The following is a 15,769-nucleotide window of genomic DNA, read 5'->3' on the forward strand; positions in this document are numbered from 1 at the left end:
CAGCCATTTTCGGTTAGAGTTTTGCCAGCGATTCTAACTTTTTATGCTGGCGCTTAGTTTGCTTTTTTTGAATGGCATCAATCATAGAGATTAACGCTGAGCCATCCCAATCACTTTTCTGAGGTGCGTACAAAGTTTTAAGTTGCTGGTTGACTTGTGCATCTAGTGCGGTTTTCTCTTCATCACTTAATACGACTGAATCGCGCCAGAGGGTGAAGTAATAGCTGATTTTGGCACCATCTTGGCTTTGTACAGCTTCTTTTAACTGTTGATATTGGTGGCCTTCAAGCGGTTGATGATGAGCGTTGGTTTCCTGTGTTGCTGTTTGTGGCGCGTTACGAAATGACCAAGCGACTACCATAGTCGCCATCCATAACAGTGCAAAAAATGCGGTAAAGTAGGGCCAGTATCCTGCATCTTTAACGGTGACGGTTTGTACTGTTGGTGGTGTCAGCACCGAGGTGGATGGGTTGAGTAATTCACCTGGCGAAACCTCTAGCTTTAATCCTTTGGCTTGCGCGCTTTGCTGAGATTCGTTTTTGGTGTCCCACCAACTGACGGTGAGATCCGCCAGCTCAACCTTACCGACGGTTTTTGGGATGAGTACTTGTTTTAGCGTCATTTGCACATCGCCATTATCTAAGCTTTTAAACTGAGGCTTTTCAGCATAGAGCCGAATTGAGTCTGGATATTGCACTGAGAGGTTAGGTAACTGCGTCTGCGTAAGGCCTTTCACTGTCAGAATCCATTCACGAGTCAACGATTCACCCACTTTGGTTTTAAAGCTCTCGGCGGTGATGATCTGCCCTGTGGCATCTCGCCACGTTTGGTTGAGTGTTAGTTTTGGCGTAGGTAGCCAAGTGCCTTGATAGCTATCTGGTTTCGGCAGTACGGTGAGCGAAAAGGTTTTGGCCGGAATATCGACTTGCAGCAAGCGGGTGCTGCCCGTTTGGTTGTTACCATAGATGAGGCCAGCTTTAAACGAAGGGCCGGATAACGTGAAAGTTCCTGCCTCTTGGGCCGTGACTCTAAATTTTTGGTCTACAACAGTGACTTCAACCCCATCCAATAAGCTTTGGTATTGGTTAGCTTCTCCCTCGGTCGTCAGTTCTAATCCTTGTACAGCGGGTGGCGTAATTTGTGGATTTTGCAGCCTTCTTGGATCAGCTTTGATGATTAGGCGAGCATTGAGAAAAGTGCTTTCACTCGGGTAGAGTTTGCTACGTTCTAGATCGGCTTGTATTTCAACAAGGTCAGATTGCTTGGGCGCTTCACCATCAGCGATAACTTGAATCGCGATCGGTTGAGTAGTTGCCCCATTGACGCTAAAACTAGGAATGGTCAGTATGCCGAGTTTGTTGGCTGCCAACGATACATTCCATTCACTGCGCGTGCTGCGATCGCCATTGATGATGTTCACCGAAGTACCAAAACTTGGGCGGCCAAGAAAAAAATCGCCTTCTAACGCCTTAAAGTCGATCGCATCGGTCGATACTTTTTCATCGGCGACAATTCGTAATTGGAATACTTCATTTTTCGCGACCTTATTTTTACTGACGCTGGCGTAAAGTGCAGCCGCGTTAGCGGCCGAGCTCAGTAGAGCAACAGAAACTAGGCTGATAATCGCAGCCCAAAATGAACGCTTGATCGATTTCATACTTACCACTTCTTGCTGTTGTTTTGTGGAGGTTGTGCTTGGTCTTCTTGCCGTTGTCTTGCTTGTAGCAACAATTGTGCTTTGAGTAAGCCACTAGGATCTCGTGCACTTTCGACTTGTTCTAGCTTGCGAAGTTGCGGGTCAATAGTTTGGCTATCGCCTTGCTGTTGCGATTGCTTCTGTGTTTGCTGCTCAGAGGCTTCTTTGTCACTGACTTCATCTTCGTTGTTCATTGATTCATTTGTTTGAGTCGCTTCAGTCTGCTGTTGAGAGGCAGGCGATTCATCCGCCGTGTTGACCTTGGAGCGCTCACTTTGCTCATTTTTACTTTGTGCCGATTGAGGCGAAGACTGAGAGCCGTCGTTCTGCGGTGAGTTATCGTTTTGTTTGTCAGATTTATCTTCTGTTTGTTCGCCATCTTGTTGTTCGTCGTTTTTATTCTGCGCATTATTTTTATTTTCTGAGCGATTTTGATCTTGATTTGGATCGGAAGGCTCACCAGACTGTTGCTGTTGCTGTTGCTGTTGCTGTTGCTGTTGCTGTTGCTGTTGCTGTTGCTGTTGCTGTTGCTGTTGCTGTGCTTTTTTTATGATTTCCAAATTATGCTGAGCATCTTTATGGTTTGGGTCGCGCTTTAACACCTCTTCATACAAGGTTTGGGCCTTTTCCAATTCTCCATTTTGCGCGTAGGCGTTGGCCAAGTTGTATTGCACTCGCACATTGTCTTGTGGCAGTTGAGAGAGGGTCTCCACCGCTGCCTGATATTCTCCAGCCTGATATTGAGCGATGCCTTTCCACTCTAAGTCTGTAAATTGTTCACTGGCCGCTTGATACTCCTTTGCATCAAACGCTTTTTTGGCTTGTTGATTGCTATTTAGCCAAGGAGAAGCCTGTACACTATTGCTGTGCAGTGTAGGGATGAAGAGCAGTAACAAAGAAAAAATGACGCCACGGCGAAACAAAAGCAAACACGGGATAATGAGGAGCAGCACTAACCAATAGCCATTGTTAACGCGCTCTTTCACCATTTGTTGACTCTTGGTTGTACTGTGTGGTTGTTCGTTTTGGTCTAGCTTAGCGATCATTGCGACATCGCTATTGTCTAAGCTGATTGGCGTAAATAATCCATTTATATTCTGCGCGAGCGACTGCATATTGGCAAAGTTGGTCTTGGCCACTACGGTCTGCCCTTGTGCATTTTTCAGTAAGCTGCCATCGCTGAGCGTAATGGGCGCGCCCGCTTGTGTACCAATGCCTAAGATCACCAATTTCCAACGCGTATTGGTAAGCTGTGTTTCAATCTGAGCTTGCTCTTGTGAGTCGATGTCATCGGTCAATAACACAATGTCACCTTGTGCAAGGCCGGCATTTTTCATCATGTCGATGGCTAATTGAACCGCGCGAGCTGCATCGGCGCCGGGGTAGGGCATAATATCGGGCGATAGATTGGGCACTAAGTTGCTTAGGGTTGCGGTGTCGGTGGTTAATGGGCTAACGGTATAGGCATCACCAGCATAGGCGACAAGCCCTGTGCTACCTTCTTGCCATTGCATGAGTAAGTCGAGCGCTTTATAACGCGCTTGCGTTAAGCGGTTGGGTTTTATATCAGTGGCGTACATCGATAGCGACATGTCCATCACTAATACGCGCGCGTTACTATTGCTGTAACTGGGGCGTGTTTGAGATTCAAAACTCGGACCAGCTAGCGCCAGTACTGCGAGCAGCCAACTGATGCTGATGATCACAATGGCCGCGTTATGCTTTTTAGCGTTCAAACCCATCACCTTAGCCAGATGAGGTGCTATCAAGGAGTGTCGTTTGGCACGCAGAGTGAACCAGCCCAGCAGTAGTGCTAAGGGGAATAGTGCGGTTAACCACCAAGGTGTAAGAAAAACAAACTCAGACATGATTTCTCCTTAGTAGCGTTAAGAGTACAGAAAGCGCGAGCGCTATCGCCAACGGATAAGCAAACCATTCGCTTTGTGGACGCCAAGTTTGGCTTGCTTGGCTTATGGGTTCTAATTGATTAATGGTGTCGTATATTTTGGCGAGATCTTGGCTATTTCGTGCGCGAAAATATTGGCCACCAGTCATGGTCGCTATTTGTGTTAACGTCTTCTCATCTAAATCTTCCGCGGTATTGATTTTTCGAGTCATAAAAAACTCTTTGACCATCATTTCGCCAGCGCCAACACCGACTGTGTAAATGGTGGCATTGTATTTTTGGGCAATTTTCGCAGCTTCGATTGGGTCGAGCACGCCAGCGGTATTGCTGCCATCGCTGAGTAAAATCATCACCCGCTGTGGGGCATCACTATCGATAAACGTTTTGGTCGCAAGCCCAATCCCTTCACCAATGGCGGTTTGGGTGCCGATCAGCTTAAGGACGGCTTGATTAAGCTGCTGGCGAATGGTGTTTTTATCCAGAGTCAGAGGCGTTTGTAGATAGGCGTGATCGGCAAATAAGACTAACCCAAGGCGATCACCTTCGCGCTTGTCAATCAAATCAGAGAGCACATTTTTAACGGCGCTCAAACGATCAATGTACTGATCGCCAAGCAGCATATCTTCTTGGCTCATGGAGTAAGAGAGGTCAACCACCAGCATCAGATCTCGGTGTTTGGGCTGAGCAATAACCGGGTCGCCAAACCACACTGGACGGGCTGCGGCGATCAATACTAAGCACCAAATAACGCTCGCAATGATTTTAGCGATGATCTGGTTTGGTGCTTGACGCTGATTATCTTTAGGAAGGTAGGGCAGGTGAATCGCTGCTCTTTCTTTTGCTGGTGGTAAGAATCGATAAACGACCAGCGGGAGTGGCAGCAGACATAGCATCCACCACCACAATAACTCTATATTTGCCAAAGCCTAGCTATCTCCGTTTTTTAGGCGGCAAAGCATCATTAACCCATTGATAGCAGTGATTAATCAGCTCTTGACTGTTTTCTGTTTTCTGCTTTTGGTATAACGCTTGCTGCCACAATGTTTCATTGGGAACAAAAAGAGGGTAAGAAATTTGTGAATCTAAAAAGGTGTACCACTCTTTGCCGGTAAGATGTGCGATTTCCATTCGAGGGTAGTAACAAAGCGCGGCTTGACGAAGTAGCTCAATCGCTGAAGAAGGAGTTAAATGCCCAAATTGGGGGTTGAGTAAACGCAGCGCCGTTTTTTTCGGGGCTAAGCGTTTACGACGCCAACGAATGGCTAACACCAGAATCAGCAGACAGAGCAGTATGCCCGCCGCGCTTGCCCACCATCCCCAAGCCAAGGGAAACCAAGAGGGTAGCTCAGGCAGTTGCATCGCGCTTAAATCTAAAAGTGTAGCTATTGATGATTCCTTCATTCTTTATATCCGGATAGTTGTTGCAACAAAGGTTTCTCACTAGAGAGTGAGGTATAAGAAATTGCCATAGTTTGACTCAATGATTTTAGTTTTTCTTTTTGAGATTCAAAGGCTTTTTTTAACCCTAAGCGCGTACTATTTTTCGAAAAGTTGAGCCAGCTCGTCTGTTGGTCATCGGTTACGCGTTCTACACCGCGAAATTGGGTCTCTCCTTGCTCTAATGGATCGTAAATGTGCACAATTTTTACACGATTATGTCTCTGCAATTGGTTGAGTATTGGTTGTAATGTGGCATTGAAATGGACGAAGTCACTGATCAAAATCACTTCACTGCCTTTAGGGCACAAACGATTCAACGCAGTTAGGCCGCGCTGCATGCTGTGTGATTTCGTTTTATCAAGCTCCAGCAGCTGTTGGTTTTGTAGTGTCACCAACTGTTGCAACAGCTGTAATGGCCCTTTTTGGCGGCTAGTCGGTTTTAACTCAACCAGTGTCGAACCAGTATCAATCACCGCGCCCACTCGGTCCTTGTTGGCAATGCTTAACCAACTGAGCAAGCTTGCCATGTGCGCCGCTTGCACTGATTTGAGCATTAACTGCGATCCAAACTGCATAGAGCGGCTCAGATCAACGTAAAGAATGACGGGTTTTTCTCGTTCTTCACTGAACAGTTTGGTATGAGGCTTTCCCGTACGCGCAGTAACGCGCCAGTCGATGGTCCGAATATCATCTCCTGCTTGGTATTGCCTGACCTCAGCAAAGTCCATTCCTCGGCCGAGTTGCTTGCTCTGATGCTGCCCCAATACTTGCGTCCATAAACTTTTAGCAGGTGGCAGCCAGCGAATAGCATGCTGCTTGTAAGGCAACAGTTCAGCCAATGAAAGTGTGACACCCGTACTAAACGGTGGAAGTGACTCTTGCATAGTAAACCTTAGTCTTAGTGCTAAGCACTACCAACCAGTGAAAGTAAGTGAGTGATAACTTGGTTGGGATGTACGCCCTCAGCCTGTGCTTGGTAGCTCAATAATAGCCGGTGGCGCAAAACCGGAAATACCATCGCTTGAACATCTTCAGGGCTGACAAAATCACGCCCACTGAGCCATGCATGAGCGCGAGCGCATCGATCAAGCGCGATGGTTGCTCGCGGGCTGACGCCCATCTCTAGCCATTGTGCCAACGTGGTATCGTAGTCTGCGGGTTTACGTGTTGCCATGATCAGGCGAATAATATATTGCTCAATAGGTTCGGCCATGTGAATGTTCAGCACTGCTTGTCGAGCACTGAAAATATCGTTTTGGCTTAATGTTGGCGGAGAGATTTTCTCAATTCCCTGCGCTTCCCCGCGGTTCAAACGTAAAATGGCGAGTTCATTTTCAGCGTCTGGATAATCAACGTTTAAATGCAATAAAAAACGATCCAACTGCGCTTCGGGTAGAGGATAAGTACCCTCTTGCTCGATCGGGTTTTGGGTAGCCATCACTAAAAAAAGTTCAGGTAATGGGTAGGTTTTTCGACCTGCCGTGATCTGTTTTTCGGCCATCGCCTCGAGCATCGCAGCTTGTACTTTGGCTGGAGCGCGGTTGATTTCATCAGCCAATACTAATGAGTTAAAAATCGGGCCCGCTTGAAAGGTGAACTCACCTGTTTCAGGGCGGAAGATATCGGTACCGGTTAAATCGGCGGGGAGCAGATCAGGTGTAAATTGGATTCGATGAAAATCACCTTCTATGCAATCGGCGAGTGATTTCACGGCACGGGTTTTTGCAAGGCCAGGAGGCCCCTCGACCAAAATGTGCCCATCAGCAAGAAGTGCAACTAATAACTGTTTAACCAAACCTGTCTGGCCTATGACTTGCTGATTTAAATAGTGTTGTAGCGATTGAAACGCGTGCGATGGCATTGAATGGGTCTCCTGCTGTTTTGCTGAATTAGTAATTTATTGATTCGAAAAGTTCCATGAAAAGTGTGACGCATCAACTGATTGGCGAATTATTATCCATTTGGCGAAACGAAAGAATGTTTGGTCACCATACTCGACTATGCTTAGGAACAACCATTGTTGGCCATGATCACATTCTACGTGAAGATAAATCGATTCTATCGATAAATTTCTCAAGAGAGAGGGTTTGTTGCCGATACAAAAAAGTTATTCATGACAAGACAATAATAAAGAGCGCAAATAATGTTCAAACTTAATTCGATGAGTATTAAGCAAAAGGTTGTATTAGGAATTACGTTCGCGGTACTCGCTTCGACGGTTATCGTTGGTGTAATGGCGCAGCGTCAAGCTCGAGAGGTACTGGAGCACCGATTAATTGATATCGAACTTCCCTCGTTACTTGATCAAATCAGTAGCCAGATAGATCGAGAAGTATCGCAATTGCTCTTTTCTGCTGAGCAACTAGCCAATAATGAATTCATCAAGCAAGCCGTTCAGACGACCGATATTAATGCTGACGCAGAGGCGATGCTGATTAAGCAGCTCAATAATGTACGCGATCAATATTCGTTAAATGATGCTTCTGTGGCTAACCGAAAAACGGCGTATTACTGGAACCAAAATGGTTTTCTGCGTCAGCTTAATCAACAGCAAGATGGCTGGTTTTTTGGTTTTACGCAATCGGGACAAAAGACCATGGTCAGTATGTTCCAAGAGGCAAGTGGCGAAGTGAAAATGTTTGCCAACTATCAAAATGTCAGTGGCGATACGATGTCTGGTTTGTCGAAATCAATGGATGACATGGTGAACCTGCTCAATGGATTTAAAATCGAGGACACAGGTTTTGTCTTTTTGACCAACTCGAAAGGGGAAGTGCAAATCCATCGCCAAAAAGAGAAAGCTAAAGCCTCATTAACACAATTGTACAGCTCAAACGCAAACCAACTATTGAATAAAAGCCGCTTCAACCTGATTTCGACAACCTATCAAAACCAAGATGTTTTTGTCGCTAGCGTCTACGTGAAATCGATGGACTGGTTTGTGATTGGTTCAGTACCTGTGTCGGAAGTCTTCGCCGAATTAAATGCCGTTGCGCAAAAAATGTTGTTCACAACCTTAGCTGTGGCGGGTTTATTTATTTTGATGGGTCTTTTTCTGGCCAATAGTATTGCCAACCCAATTAAACAGATTGCACAACGCTTTACCGATTTAGGTAAAGGCGATGGTGATTTATCGCAACGGATTGAGGTATTGGGCCGCGATGAAATCGCTCAATTATCAGCGGGCTTCAACGGTTTTATTGAGAAGATTCATCAATCGATGAAAGAAGTTGCTTCTACCAGTCATGCGTTGCAGTCGGCGGCGGGTCGGGTGTCGGAAAAATCGACGCGAACTCATGACAATAGCCAAGAACAGCGTGACCAAACTATACAAGTGGTGGCGGCGATCAATCAAATGGGGGCGACTATCAGTGAAATTGCTTCTAACGCGGCGACGGCAGCTGAAACAGCAAATCACGCGGCTGATAACACTGAAGTAGGACGTGAAGTGGTAAGCAAAGCCAAAGATGCCATCAGTCGTTTAGCCGCGGATATCGAAAATACGGGTAAAGTGGTGGAGCAGCTAGCATCGACCACTCAAGATATTGGCTCTATTTTAGGTGTTATCCGTGGTATTTCTGAACAAACCAACTTGCTGGCATTAAACGCTGCAATTGAAGCGGCGAGAGCTGGAGAGCAAGGCCGAGGTTTTGCTGTGGTGGCAGACGAAGTACGCAACTTGGCAAGCCGCACGGCCTCTTCAACGGAAGAAATTCAAAAGATGATCAATCAATTACAAAACGATGTAAAAGATGCGGTCTCGGCGATGTCTTCTGGTAAGGCTGTTACACAGGAAGGGGTTGACGCTTCCGATGAAGCGGTGAACGTTTTAGTGAATATTTCAGAGCGGATCCACGATATTTCCGATCGCAACACTCAGGTTGCCACGGCGACTGAAGAGCAATCAACGGTGGTGCACACAATCAATCAAAATATTGAAGAGATCAACGCCATCAATGAAGTGACCACCAGCACCGCAGAAGAGTTGGCAGAAGCGAGCCAAGAGCTGCGTGATCTGTCTGGCCGTTTAGATAAAATGGTGGGTAGCTTTAAGCTCTAGAATCATGAGGGGGAAATCGGTACACTTCCCCCATTACGTTTATGTTTAGGTAAGTAAAATGAGTGATTTCGAAAAAGAGTTAGTACAATTGTCGCAACAGGTGGCGGGTGAACCTGAAGTGAAACTGCCTTCGTTGGAAGAACAAAAAGCGATTGTGGCTGAGCTTAAGCAGCTAGAAGCGGAAGGCAAGCTGACGCCAGAAGTGCTGGAAAAGCATTTTGGACAGTTCTTTACAGAAACGGATACTCCCGTCCATTAATTCAAACCCACTTTATTTAATTTAGAGCACACAAGTTTATTTAGAGTACACAATAGTATTCAGGGCACACAGTAGTGGTGCCCTTTTTTATCAGAAAACGTTATTGAGTCATAGGAAGCTGTTGCGCGATATCTTCGAGTGCCTGTTGAAGGATCTCTGTCGTTTGCGCGCCTGAGATAAGATGGCGTTGCTCAATGATCAAGGCTGGTACCGCTTGAATTCCTGCCTCTAACCACTGTTGCTCTGTGACAGAAACGGTTTTCGCCCACGACTCATCAGTTAAAACTGCGCGGCAGATTTCTCTGTCTAAACCAAGGCTCTGTACTAGGTCGAGCAAGACATCATCGTCATCTAAGGCTTGCCCGAAAGTGAAATAAGCACGAAATAGTGCCATTTCCAGCTCTAATTGTTTTCCTTGGCTATTCGCCCACATTAATAATTGATGCGCTTTACGGGTATTATAAATACGCATGTCGTCACTGAAATTGAATTGAAAGCCGACTTCTTGCCCTAAGGCGCTGAGGGTTTGGCGTGCTTGTAAACTTGCTTCTATCGACGTGCCATATTTTTTGGCTAAATGTTGCTGTAGGTGTTCACCACCTATAGGCATAGCAGGGTTGAGTTCAAAAGGGTGCCAATGGATGTCTGCATCGATCGTATCGCTGAGAGCCAGCAGCGCTTGCTCTAACCGCTTATAGCCAATGATGCACCAAGGGCAGACAACATCTGACACGATATCAATGCGTAGTTTTTTCATTTTCTTCCCTACCGCGATTGGCAATTCACTGACCTTAATTATAGCGAGATTATCAGCATAAACTGTGACTTGTTGTGTAGCCCTTTGGAAAGCTAGGCGCTTTTTTATCGCTCTACGCCTTTTCTCTCATACAAACAATATTGCAATAAGGCTGATGGAATTGCTGAAACGCTCTCTATACTCTAAAAACGTTAAATGCAGAGAATTAAACTGCGCTTTGAGAAACAAGTGACGTATTGTGAGGTTTCGCCTCTTTCAACTTGTGAGTTAACCATGATGAACAAGGACATTGACGTATGACAAATGTTCAACCAACCGATGTGATTTTGCATGCTTTTGATTGGCCGTATCGTTTAGTCGCTGAGCGTGCAGAGCAAATTTTCCAACTGGGTTATAAAACGGTGTTGATTTCACCGCCGATGAAATCGTTCAAAACCGCTCAAGGTACAAAATGGTGGCAACGTTACCAGCCGCAAGATTATCGCATCATTGATAATCAACTGGGCAATACCCATGATTTTAAACAAATGGTTGAAACCTTAACCGCATTAGGCTTGCGAATTTATGCCGATGTGGTGTTCAACCATATGGCCAACGAATCCAAATTGCGTTTGGATTTACAATACCCGAGCGCACAAGACTTAGCTTCCTACCAGAATAAAAGCGATGAGTACCAAGCGCTGCGCCTCTTTGGTGATCTGACCCTGCCACTCTTTGATAAAGATGATTTTGTGGAAGCGTTTGGCATAAAAGATTGGAAGGATCGTTGGCAAGTGCAAAATGGCCGTATTACTGGAGGGGCGCATGATCCGGGCCTACCCACGTTGCGTGATAATGAACATGTGGTTGTACAACAACAGGCTTATTTAAGGGCGTTGAAAGCGTTAGGAGTCAAAGGATTTCGAATTGATGCTGCTAAGCATATGTCTATTGAGCATTTGAAGAAAGTATGGGCCGATGACATTACGCAAGGCATGCATATTTTTGGCGAGATCATTACTGATGGCGGTGCAACCAAAGAAGAGTACCAACTTTTTCTCGAGCCTTATCTGCAAGAAACAAAGTTGGGTGCTTATGATTTTCCACTATTTCAAACGGTATACGATGCGTTACAAACAAAAGGTAGCCTGAAATGGCTGATTGACCCTTATTGTTTTGGTCAGGCGCTTTCCAACAACCGAGCGATTACGTTCACCATTACGCATGATATCCCCAACAACGCTGTGTTTGCCGACCTCGTCATGGATGAAGCCTTAGAAAATATCGCCTACAGCTACATTCTTGGTCGCGATGGGGGAGTGCCATTAATTTACACTGATTTAAACACCAGTGGCATTCTGAGCCATGCTGGTCTTCCGCGCTGGCAAGAGGCATGGTGTTCGCCACAAATGGCGGCGTGTATTGCTTTTCATAATAAAATGCATGCGTTGCCAATGAAAACGCTAGAAGCGAGTGATGACTTGTTAGTGTTCAGCCGCGGTAAGGAAGGGATAGTGGTTTTGAACAAATCTCAACGCAGTCAGCGCGTTGAAATTGATTGGGCAAATCCAATGCTAGAATTGTTTACGAAGCAGCAGTATCAACCCAATAACCAAAAGATTGTCATGGATATCGCCGCTCGCTCTAGCGCGATGCTTTGTCGGCTATCAAATGATGGTGAATAAAACGGTGAGTCGTTAGAAAAGTAAAGGCGCGTAATCAGCGCCTTTACTGGTCTACCCAGTTGCTGCGGTAGAGGATTAAACGATAAATTTATTCAATATAGCATCTTGCTCTCTGATATTTTCGGTTTGAGCTTGCATGGCGATATTGGCATTGTCAGCAGCGTCTGCAACTTGAACGGAAAGATCTTTGATCTTAACCGTGTTGTTGTTGATCTCTTCTGCTACCAAGCTTTGTTCTTCGGCTGCCGAAGCTATTTGGATATTCATATCACTAATTTGCTGAATAGCATCGCGGATTTTCAGCAGAGCATTATTTGCTTCTTCGGCACGATTGACCGCCTCAGCTGCCGTTGTTTTACTCTGATTCATCGCATTGGCAACAGAAGTAGCGCTCGACTGCAACTTCTCAATCATATTACGGATCTCCGTCGTGGATTGCTGCGTTCTTTGCGCCAGCGTACGCACTTCGTCTGCAACGACCGCAAAGCCTCGGCCTGACTCTCCAGCCCGAGCCGCCTCTATCGCTGCGTTTAGTGCCAGCAAGTTGGTTTGGTCGGCAATGTCGTTGATCACTTTCAAAATGGTTTCGATGTTTGCCGTTGCATTTTCTAGTGCACTTACCTCTGTTACTGCTTCATCAATACGCGTCGAAAGATTATCGATCGCTTGCGTTGTTTGGGTCACAACATTGGTACCAAATTCTGTCGCATCATCAGCATCTTTTGCCGCCGATGCCGCGCCTTGCGCGTTGTTGGCGACATCGCCAGAAGTGGTGGCCATCTCATGCATAGCCGTGGCTAATTGCTCAAGTTCATGCAGTTGATCACGCATCGCTTCGGCCGATTCTTGCAACCCCATCGAGGTCATTTCCGAACCGCGTAAAATTTCTGAACCGATGGCTTTAGATTGGGTAATTTGTTGTTGTAAGGCTTCAGTAAAGGTATTGAAACCGACCGCTAATACCGAGAATTCTTTATCCGTGTCGGTGGCTAAGCGTTGGGTTAAGTCACCACTACCAGAGGCAACGTTCTGTATTGCATTATTGAGTGCATCAAGCGGTTTCATCAACAGACGGATAAGCACAAGCAGTATCGCAATACTGAAGACTAAAGCGATTAACGTATAGATGATCGAACTGTTGCGCAGTGTTGCTAAAGACGCATAGGCGATCTCTTCATCCAAAACGACACCGACATACCAATTCTCTCCGGGTACTTTTGAAAAATCGAGTGTGTAGTGTTTGCCATCAATCAGCACTTGTTTAGGCTCTTCGGCGATAACCGCATTGCCTAAGTATTCTTTCATTGGCTTGCCGTTCATCTCTGCTCGGGGGTGGGCTATGGTTGTGCCGTCGGATGAAACAATAAACACATAGCCTGCATCAAATAATTTTACGGTGTTGACCAATTCTGCTAACCCAGCAAGGCTAACATCGTAGAAGATGGCGCCGATAAATTTGCCGTTATCTTTAACTGGGGTAGCAATAGACACCAATATTTCATTAGTGGCAGAGTCGGCGTAAGGTGCAGTAATAATCAGTTTGTCGGCATTTTTTGCATCAATATACCAAGGGCGCACGCGTGGATTCCATGATGCGCCTGGGTTCCAAGTAGGATCATTACTTATGTAAGAGCCATCACTCTCAAAACCGACCCCAGCCAGTAAAAAAGTTTGTTTGACAATCGGCCTTGTGATGACCTTAGACATACTTTCTCGGTTAATGTCGACTTCCAACATGCTGGTGGCGTAAGCGGCAATGGCCTTGCGGCTATTGATCTCTGCACCAGCTGTATTGCTAACCCCATCCACTATTTCGGTTACACTCGCTTCAACTTGTGACTTCACTTCTTTTTGGACGGTGAAGTATTGTTGTATCGTCAGCAGAGTAACGGTGACCAACAGTAGCAAAGATGACGCCGCGACGATCTTATGGCTGAATTTCATAGCAATCCCTTCCATCAATAAATATTAATATTATTAATAAATGTATAGTTAGGGATTAATCATTCAGCCAGTAAACAATCCATTTTTAAGCGAAAAATTACAAATTTCGCCCGAGAACTAAAAGCGCTAGTTGTTGGCACTCTTGTTCATTTCCTTGGAAAAGCTCATCGACGATTTGGTTCAGCTTGATGCCAGACAGTTTGCGCTTTTGTGCCTCACGAACACGTAGTGCTATTTGACATTCAATTGGTAGCTCACTTACTTGATGTGGTTGCCACGCTGATAGCTTTTCGCTGAAGTTGTTTAACGATAATTTGGGTTTAAAATGCGTGGCTTCACTTTTTAGTACATGAAGAAGGTGCGAATAGATTTCATCGTTAGGTTGACATTGACTCAGGTGATCACAAGCGGCTTGGCTCAGTTCAGATAAGGTGACGTAACCCGCTTGATGGGAAAAATCGGCGGTTAAACGTACTGAAAAATCGACACGCTGCCACTGCGTATTAGGAAAAATAGTCAGCGAGCATAAACAGTCAAAAGGGATCCAAAAACTCTGCTTTGCTTCAACTGAATATTCATGTTTGCCAAGTTTACACAGTACTAATCCGCTCATTACTCGAATCAAACTGTGTTTGATGACTTTCTTGCGAGGGGTGACAACTAAGTTAGCAGACAGTAAGGCTTCAAATTGAATCGCGTAGTTCATGGTACTTCTCACTGATTTTGGGGCGCTAAGAGTACCTTGTCTCACAGAAAATGCCAAATATGCGAACTAAAATCACCTTATTCTGGTCTGACCTTAGTGAATCTGTTACGACTGTAGCTGCGAGCTACGTCAACTATGCGTAGAATGAGCCAGCTTTTTATTTGATGTATGAATATATGACCACCACAACTGATCCTTATGTAGATATCCGTCCTTACAACGACGATGAGATTCCAGCGGCTATTGACCGTTTAATCAATGATGAAGAATTTATCTCAGCTATTTTGCAACATCGTTTTGATAAACGATCTGCTTGGCTAAAATCGATACTGAGCCCTTTTGTAAAAGCATACTTAAAGTTTAAATGGGCCAAACTCACGTCCGTGGAAGCAATCCAACTTGAAGTGAAGAAATATCTCACGAAAACGCTAGAATCAACGACACAAGGTGTCACCTTCAGTGGTCTCGATAAATTGGATAAACAGACGGCTTATTTATTTATTTCGAACCACCGTGATATCGCGATGGACCCAGCATTGGTCAATTATGGTCTGTATATGTCTGGGCATAAAACTGTGCGTATTGCGATTGGTGATAACTTATTGAAAAAGCCTTGTGCTACAGAGCTGATGCGTCTTAATAAGAGCTTTATTGTGAAACGCTCGGCTAAAGGCCCGCGCGAGATGATGAAAGCGCTCAGTACCTTATCTGCCTACATTAAACACTCACTTGAAACTGGAAATTCTATCTGGATAGCGCAAAAAGAGGGACGAGCAAAAGATGGTAACGATTTTACCGATCCGGCCATTTTGAAAATGTTCCATGTGGAAGGGCGCAAGCAGAAAATAGAGTTTGCTCAGTATATTCAATCGCTCAAAATTGTCCCGGTCGCGATTTCATATGAAAACGATCCCTGCGATATGGCCAAAGCGTGTGAGTTGTATGAAAAAGCGACGCATGGGCGTTATGAAAAAGGGGAATTTGAAGATATTGAAAGCATTGTCCAAGGTATTGTCGGTGAGAAAGGCCGAGTGCATGTTGGCTTTGGTGAAGTGATTACTCAAGCATTTGAAACGCCAGAAGCATTGGCGCAAGAGATCGATCGCCAAATTCACGCAAACTACAAATTATTCCCGATCAATAAGTTAGCGGCTGGGATAGAAAGTAGTGATATCACGCCAGATATCCGCGCTCACTTAGAAAGCAAGCTGACTCAGATCCCTGAAGGGGCACAGCGCTATTTACTCGATAGCTACGCCAACCCAGTAAAGAATCAGCAATAATCATTAAACGATGAAGAGAGGGGCTCACGGCTTCTTCTCTTCTCTTCTCTTCTC

The 15,769-nt window shown here is 45.4% G+C and carries 13 protein-coding genes; 4 read left to right on the forward strand and 9 right to left on the reverse strand.

Annotated features, from left to right (window positions below; all coding sequences use genetic code 11):
- Positions 1–13 precede the first annotated feature (13 nt).
- Genes AACT42_RS23730 through AACT42_RS23755 form a run of 6 tightly spaced genes read right to left on the reverse strand, consistent with a single transcriptional unit; the run spans position 14 to position 6,903 of the window.
- Positions 14–1,666: a BatD family protein gene (locus AACT42_RS23730; RefSeq protein WP_094131819.1), complete on the reverse strand. Its 1,653-nt coding sequence runs from the start codon at positions 1,664–1,666 to the stop codon at positions 14–16.
- Positions 1,660–3,564, reverse strand: a complete 1,905-nt coding sequence (locus AACT42_RS23735) for a vWA domain-containing protein (RefSeq protein WP_094131818.1) — start codon at positions 3,562–3,564, stop codon at positions 1,660–1,662. Before AACT42_RS23735 ends, AACT42_RS23730 begins: the two co-directional genes overlap by 7 nt.
- Positions 3,557–4,525, reverse strand: coding sequence for a vWA domain-containing protein (locus tag AACT42_RS23740; RefSeq protein WP_094131817.1), 969 nt, complete (start codon positions 4,523–4,525; stop codon positions 3,557–3,559). Before AACT42_RS23740 ends, AACT42_RS23735 begins: the two co-directional genes overlap by 8 nt.
- A gap of 7 nt (positions 4,526–4,532) precedes the next feature.
- Positions 4,533–5,003: a DUF4381 domain-containing protein gene (locus AACT42_RS23745; RefSeq protein ID WP_013867999.1), complete on the reverse strand. Its 471-nt coding sequence runs from the start codon at positions 5,001–5,003 to the stop codon at positions 4,533–4,535.
- Entirely contained in the window at positions 5,000–5,926 is a 927-nt protein-coding gene (locus AACT42_RS23750) for a DUF58 domain-containing protein (protein WP_013867998.1), read from the reverse strand. The genes AACT42_RS23745 and AACT42_RS23750 overlap by 4 nt, the downstream gene beginning before the upstream one ends.
- 20 nt (positions 5,927–5,946) lie before the next feature.
- Entirely contained in the window at positions 5,947–6,903 is a 957-nt protein-coding gene (locus AACT42_RS23755; protein ID WP_094131816.1) for an AAA family ATPase, read from the reverse strand.
- Between the two features lie 282 nt (positions 6,904–7,185).
- Between AACT42_RS23755 and AACT42_RS23760 the strand changes: the two genes are divergently transcribed.
- On the forward strand, positions 7,186–9,102 hold the full coding sequence (locus AACT42_RS23760) for a methyl-accepting chemotaxis protein (RefSeq protein ID WP_094168000.1): 1,917 nt from the start codon (positions 7,186–7,188) through the stop codon (positions 9,100–9,102).
- A gap of 58 nt (positions 9,103–9,160) precedes the next feature.
- Positions 9,161–9,361 (forward strand): restriction endonuclease subunit S, encoded by a 201-nt coding sequence (locus tag AACT42_RS23765; RefSeq protein ID WP_094132802.1) that lies wholly within the window; start codon positions 9,161–9,163, stop codon positions 9,359–9,361.
- Positions 9,362–9,461: 100 nt separating this feature from the next.
- On the opposite strand, the gene AACT42_RS23770 is transcribed toward AACT42_RS23765, so the two are convergent.
- Positions 9,462–10,142 (reverse strand): DsbA family oxidoreductase, encoded by a 681-nt coding sequence (locus AACT42_RS23770; RefSeq protein WP_013867994.1) that lies wholly within the window; start codon positions 10,140–10,142, stop codon positions 9,462–9,464.
- A gap of 272 nt (positions 10,143–10,414) precedes the next feature.
- Here AACT42_RS23770 and AACT42_RS23775 point away from each other — a divergent pair, with 272 nt between their 5' ends.
- Positions 10,415–11,782 (forward strand): alpha-amylase family protein, encoded by a 1,368-nt coding sequence (locus AACT42_RS23775; RefSeq protein WP_094132800.1) that lies wholly within the window; start codon positions 10,415–10,417, stop codon positions 11,780–11,782.
- Positions 11,783–11,857: 75 nt separating this feature from the next.
- Here the strand turns inward: AACT42_RS23775 and AACT42_RS23780 are convergent, their stop codons facing one another.
- Together AACT42_RS23780 and AACT42_RS23785 are read right to left on the reverse strand one after the other, a co-directional pair.
- Positions 11,858–13,726: a methyl-accepting chemotaxis protein gene (locus tag AACT42_RS23780; RefSeq protein WP_026028218.1), complete on the reverse strand. Its 1,869-nt coding sequence runs from the start codon at positions 13,724–13,726 to the stop codon at positions 11,858–11,860.
- Positions 13,727–13,823: 97 nt separating this feature from the next.
- The gene (locus tag AACT42_RS23785; RefSeq protein ID WP_017043337.1) at positions 13,824–14,432 is read right to left on the reverse strand and encodes a hypothetical protein; all 609 of its coding nucleotides are present in this window, start codon (positions 14,430–14,432) and stop codon (positions 13,824–13,826) included.
- 176 nt (positions 14,433–14,608) lie between these two features.
- Here AACT42_RS23785 and AACT42_RS23790 point away from each other — a divergent pair, with 176 nt between their 5' ends.
- Positions 14,609–15,715 carry a 1-acyl-sn-glycerol-3-phosphate acyltransferase gene (locus AACT42_RS23790; protein WP_026028217.1) on the forward strand — a complete coding sequence of 369 codons (1,107 nt, stop codon included), beginning with the start codon at positions 14,609–14,611 and terminating at the stop codon, positions 15,713–15,715.
- Positions 15,716–15,769: the final 54 nt, after the last annotated feature.

Origin of the sequence: Vibrio sp. V15_P4S5T153 (assembly GCF_963874485.1) — a bacterium.
In the GTDB taxonomy this organism is placed as follows: domain Bacteria; phylum Pseudomonadota; class Gammaproteobacteria; order Enterobacterales; family Vibrionaceae; genus Vibrio; species Vibrio anguillarum.

Excerpts from the sequence above, each read along its gene's own strand:
- AACT42_RS23785 (WP_017043337.1), bottom strand. The coding sequence starts at position 14,432 with ATGAACTACGCGATTCAATTTGAAGCCTTACTGTCTGCTAACTTAGTT.
- AACT42_RS23780 (WP_026028218.1), bottom strand. The coding sequence starts at position 13,726 with ATGAAATTCAGCCATAAGATCGTCGCGGCGTCATCTTTGCTACTGTTG.
- AACT42_RS23765 (WP_094132802.1), top strand. The coding sequence starts at position 9,161 with ATGAGTGATTTCGAAAAAGAGTTAGTACAATTGTCGCAACAGGTGGCG.
- AACT42_RS23790 (WP_026028217.1), top strand. The coding sequence starts at position 14,609 with ATGACCACCACAACTGATCCTTATGTAGATATCCGTCCTTACAACGAC.
- AACT42_RS23750 (WP_013867998.1), bottom strand. The coding sequence starts at position 5,926 with ATGCAAGAGTCACTTCCACCGTTTAGTACGGGTGTCACACTTTCATTG.
- AACT42_RS23760 (WP_094168000.1), top strand. The coding sequence starts at position 7,186 with ATGTTCAAACTTAATTCGATGAGTATTAAGCAAAAGGTTGTATTAGGA.
- AACT42_RS23735 (WP_094131818.1), bottom strand. The coding sequence starts at position 3,564 with ATGTCTGAGTTTGTTTTTCTTACACCTTGGTGGTTAACCGCACTATTC.
- AACT42_RS23775 (WP_094132800.1), top strand. The coding sequence starts at position 10,415 with ATGACAAATGTTCAACCAACCGATGTGATTTTGCATGCTTTTGATTGG.
- AACT42_RS23755 (WP_094131816.1), bottom strand. The coding sequence starts at position 6,903 with ATGCCATCGCACGCGTTTCAATCGCTACAACACTATTTAAATCAGCAA.
- AACT42_RS23745 (WP_013867999.1), bottom strand. The coding sequence starts at position 5,003 with ATGAAGGAATCATCAATAGCTACACTTTTAGATTTAAGCGCGATGCAA.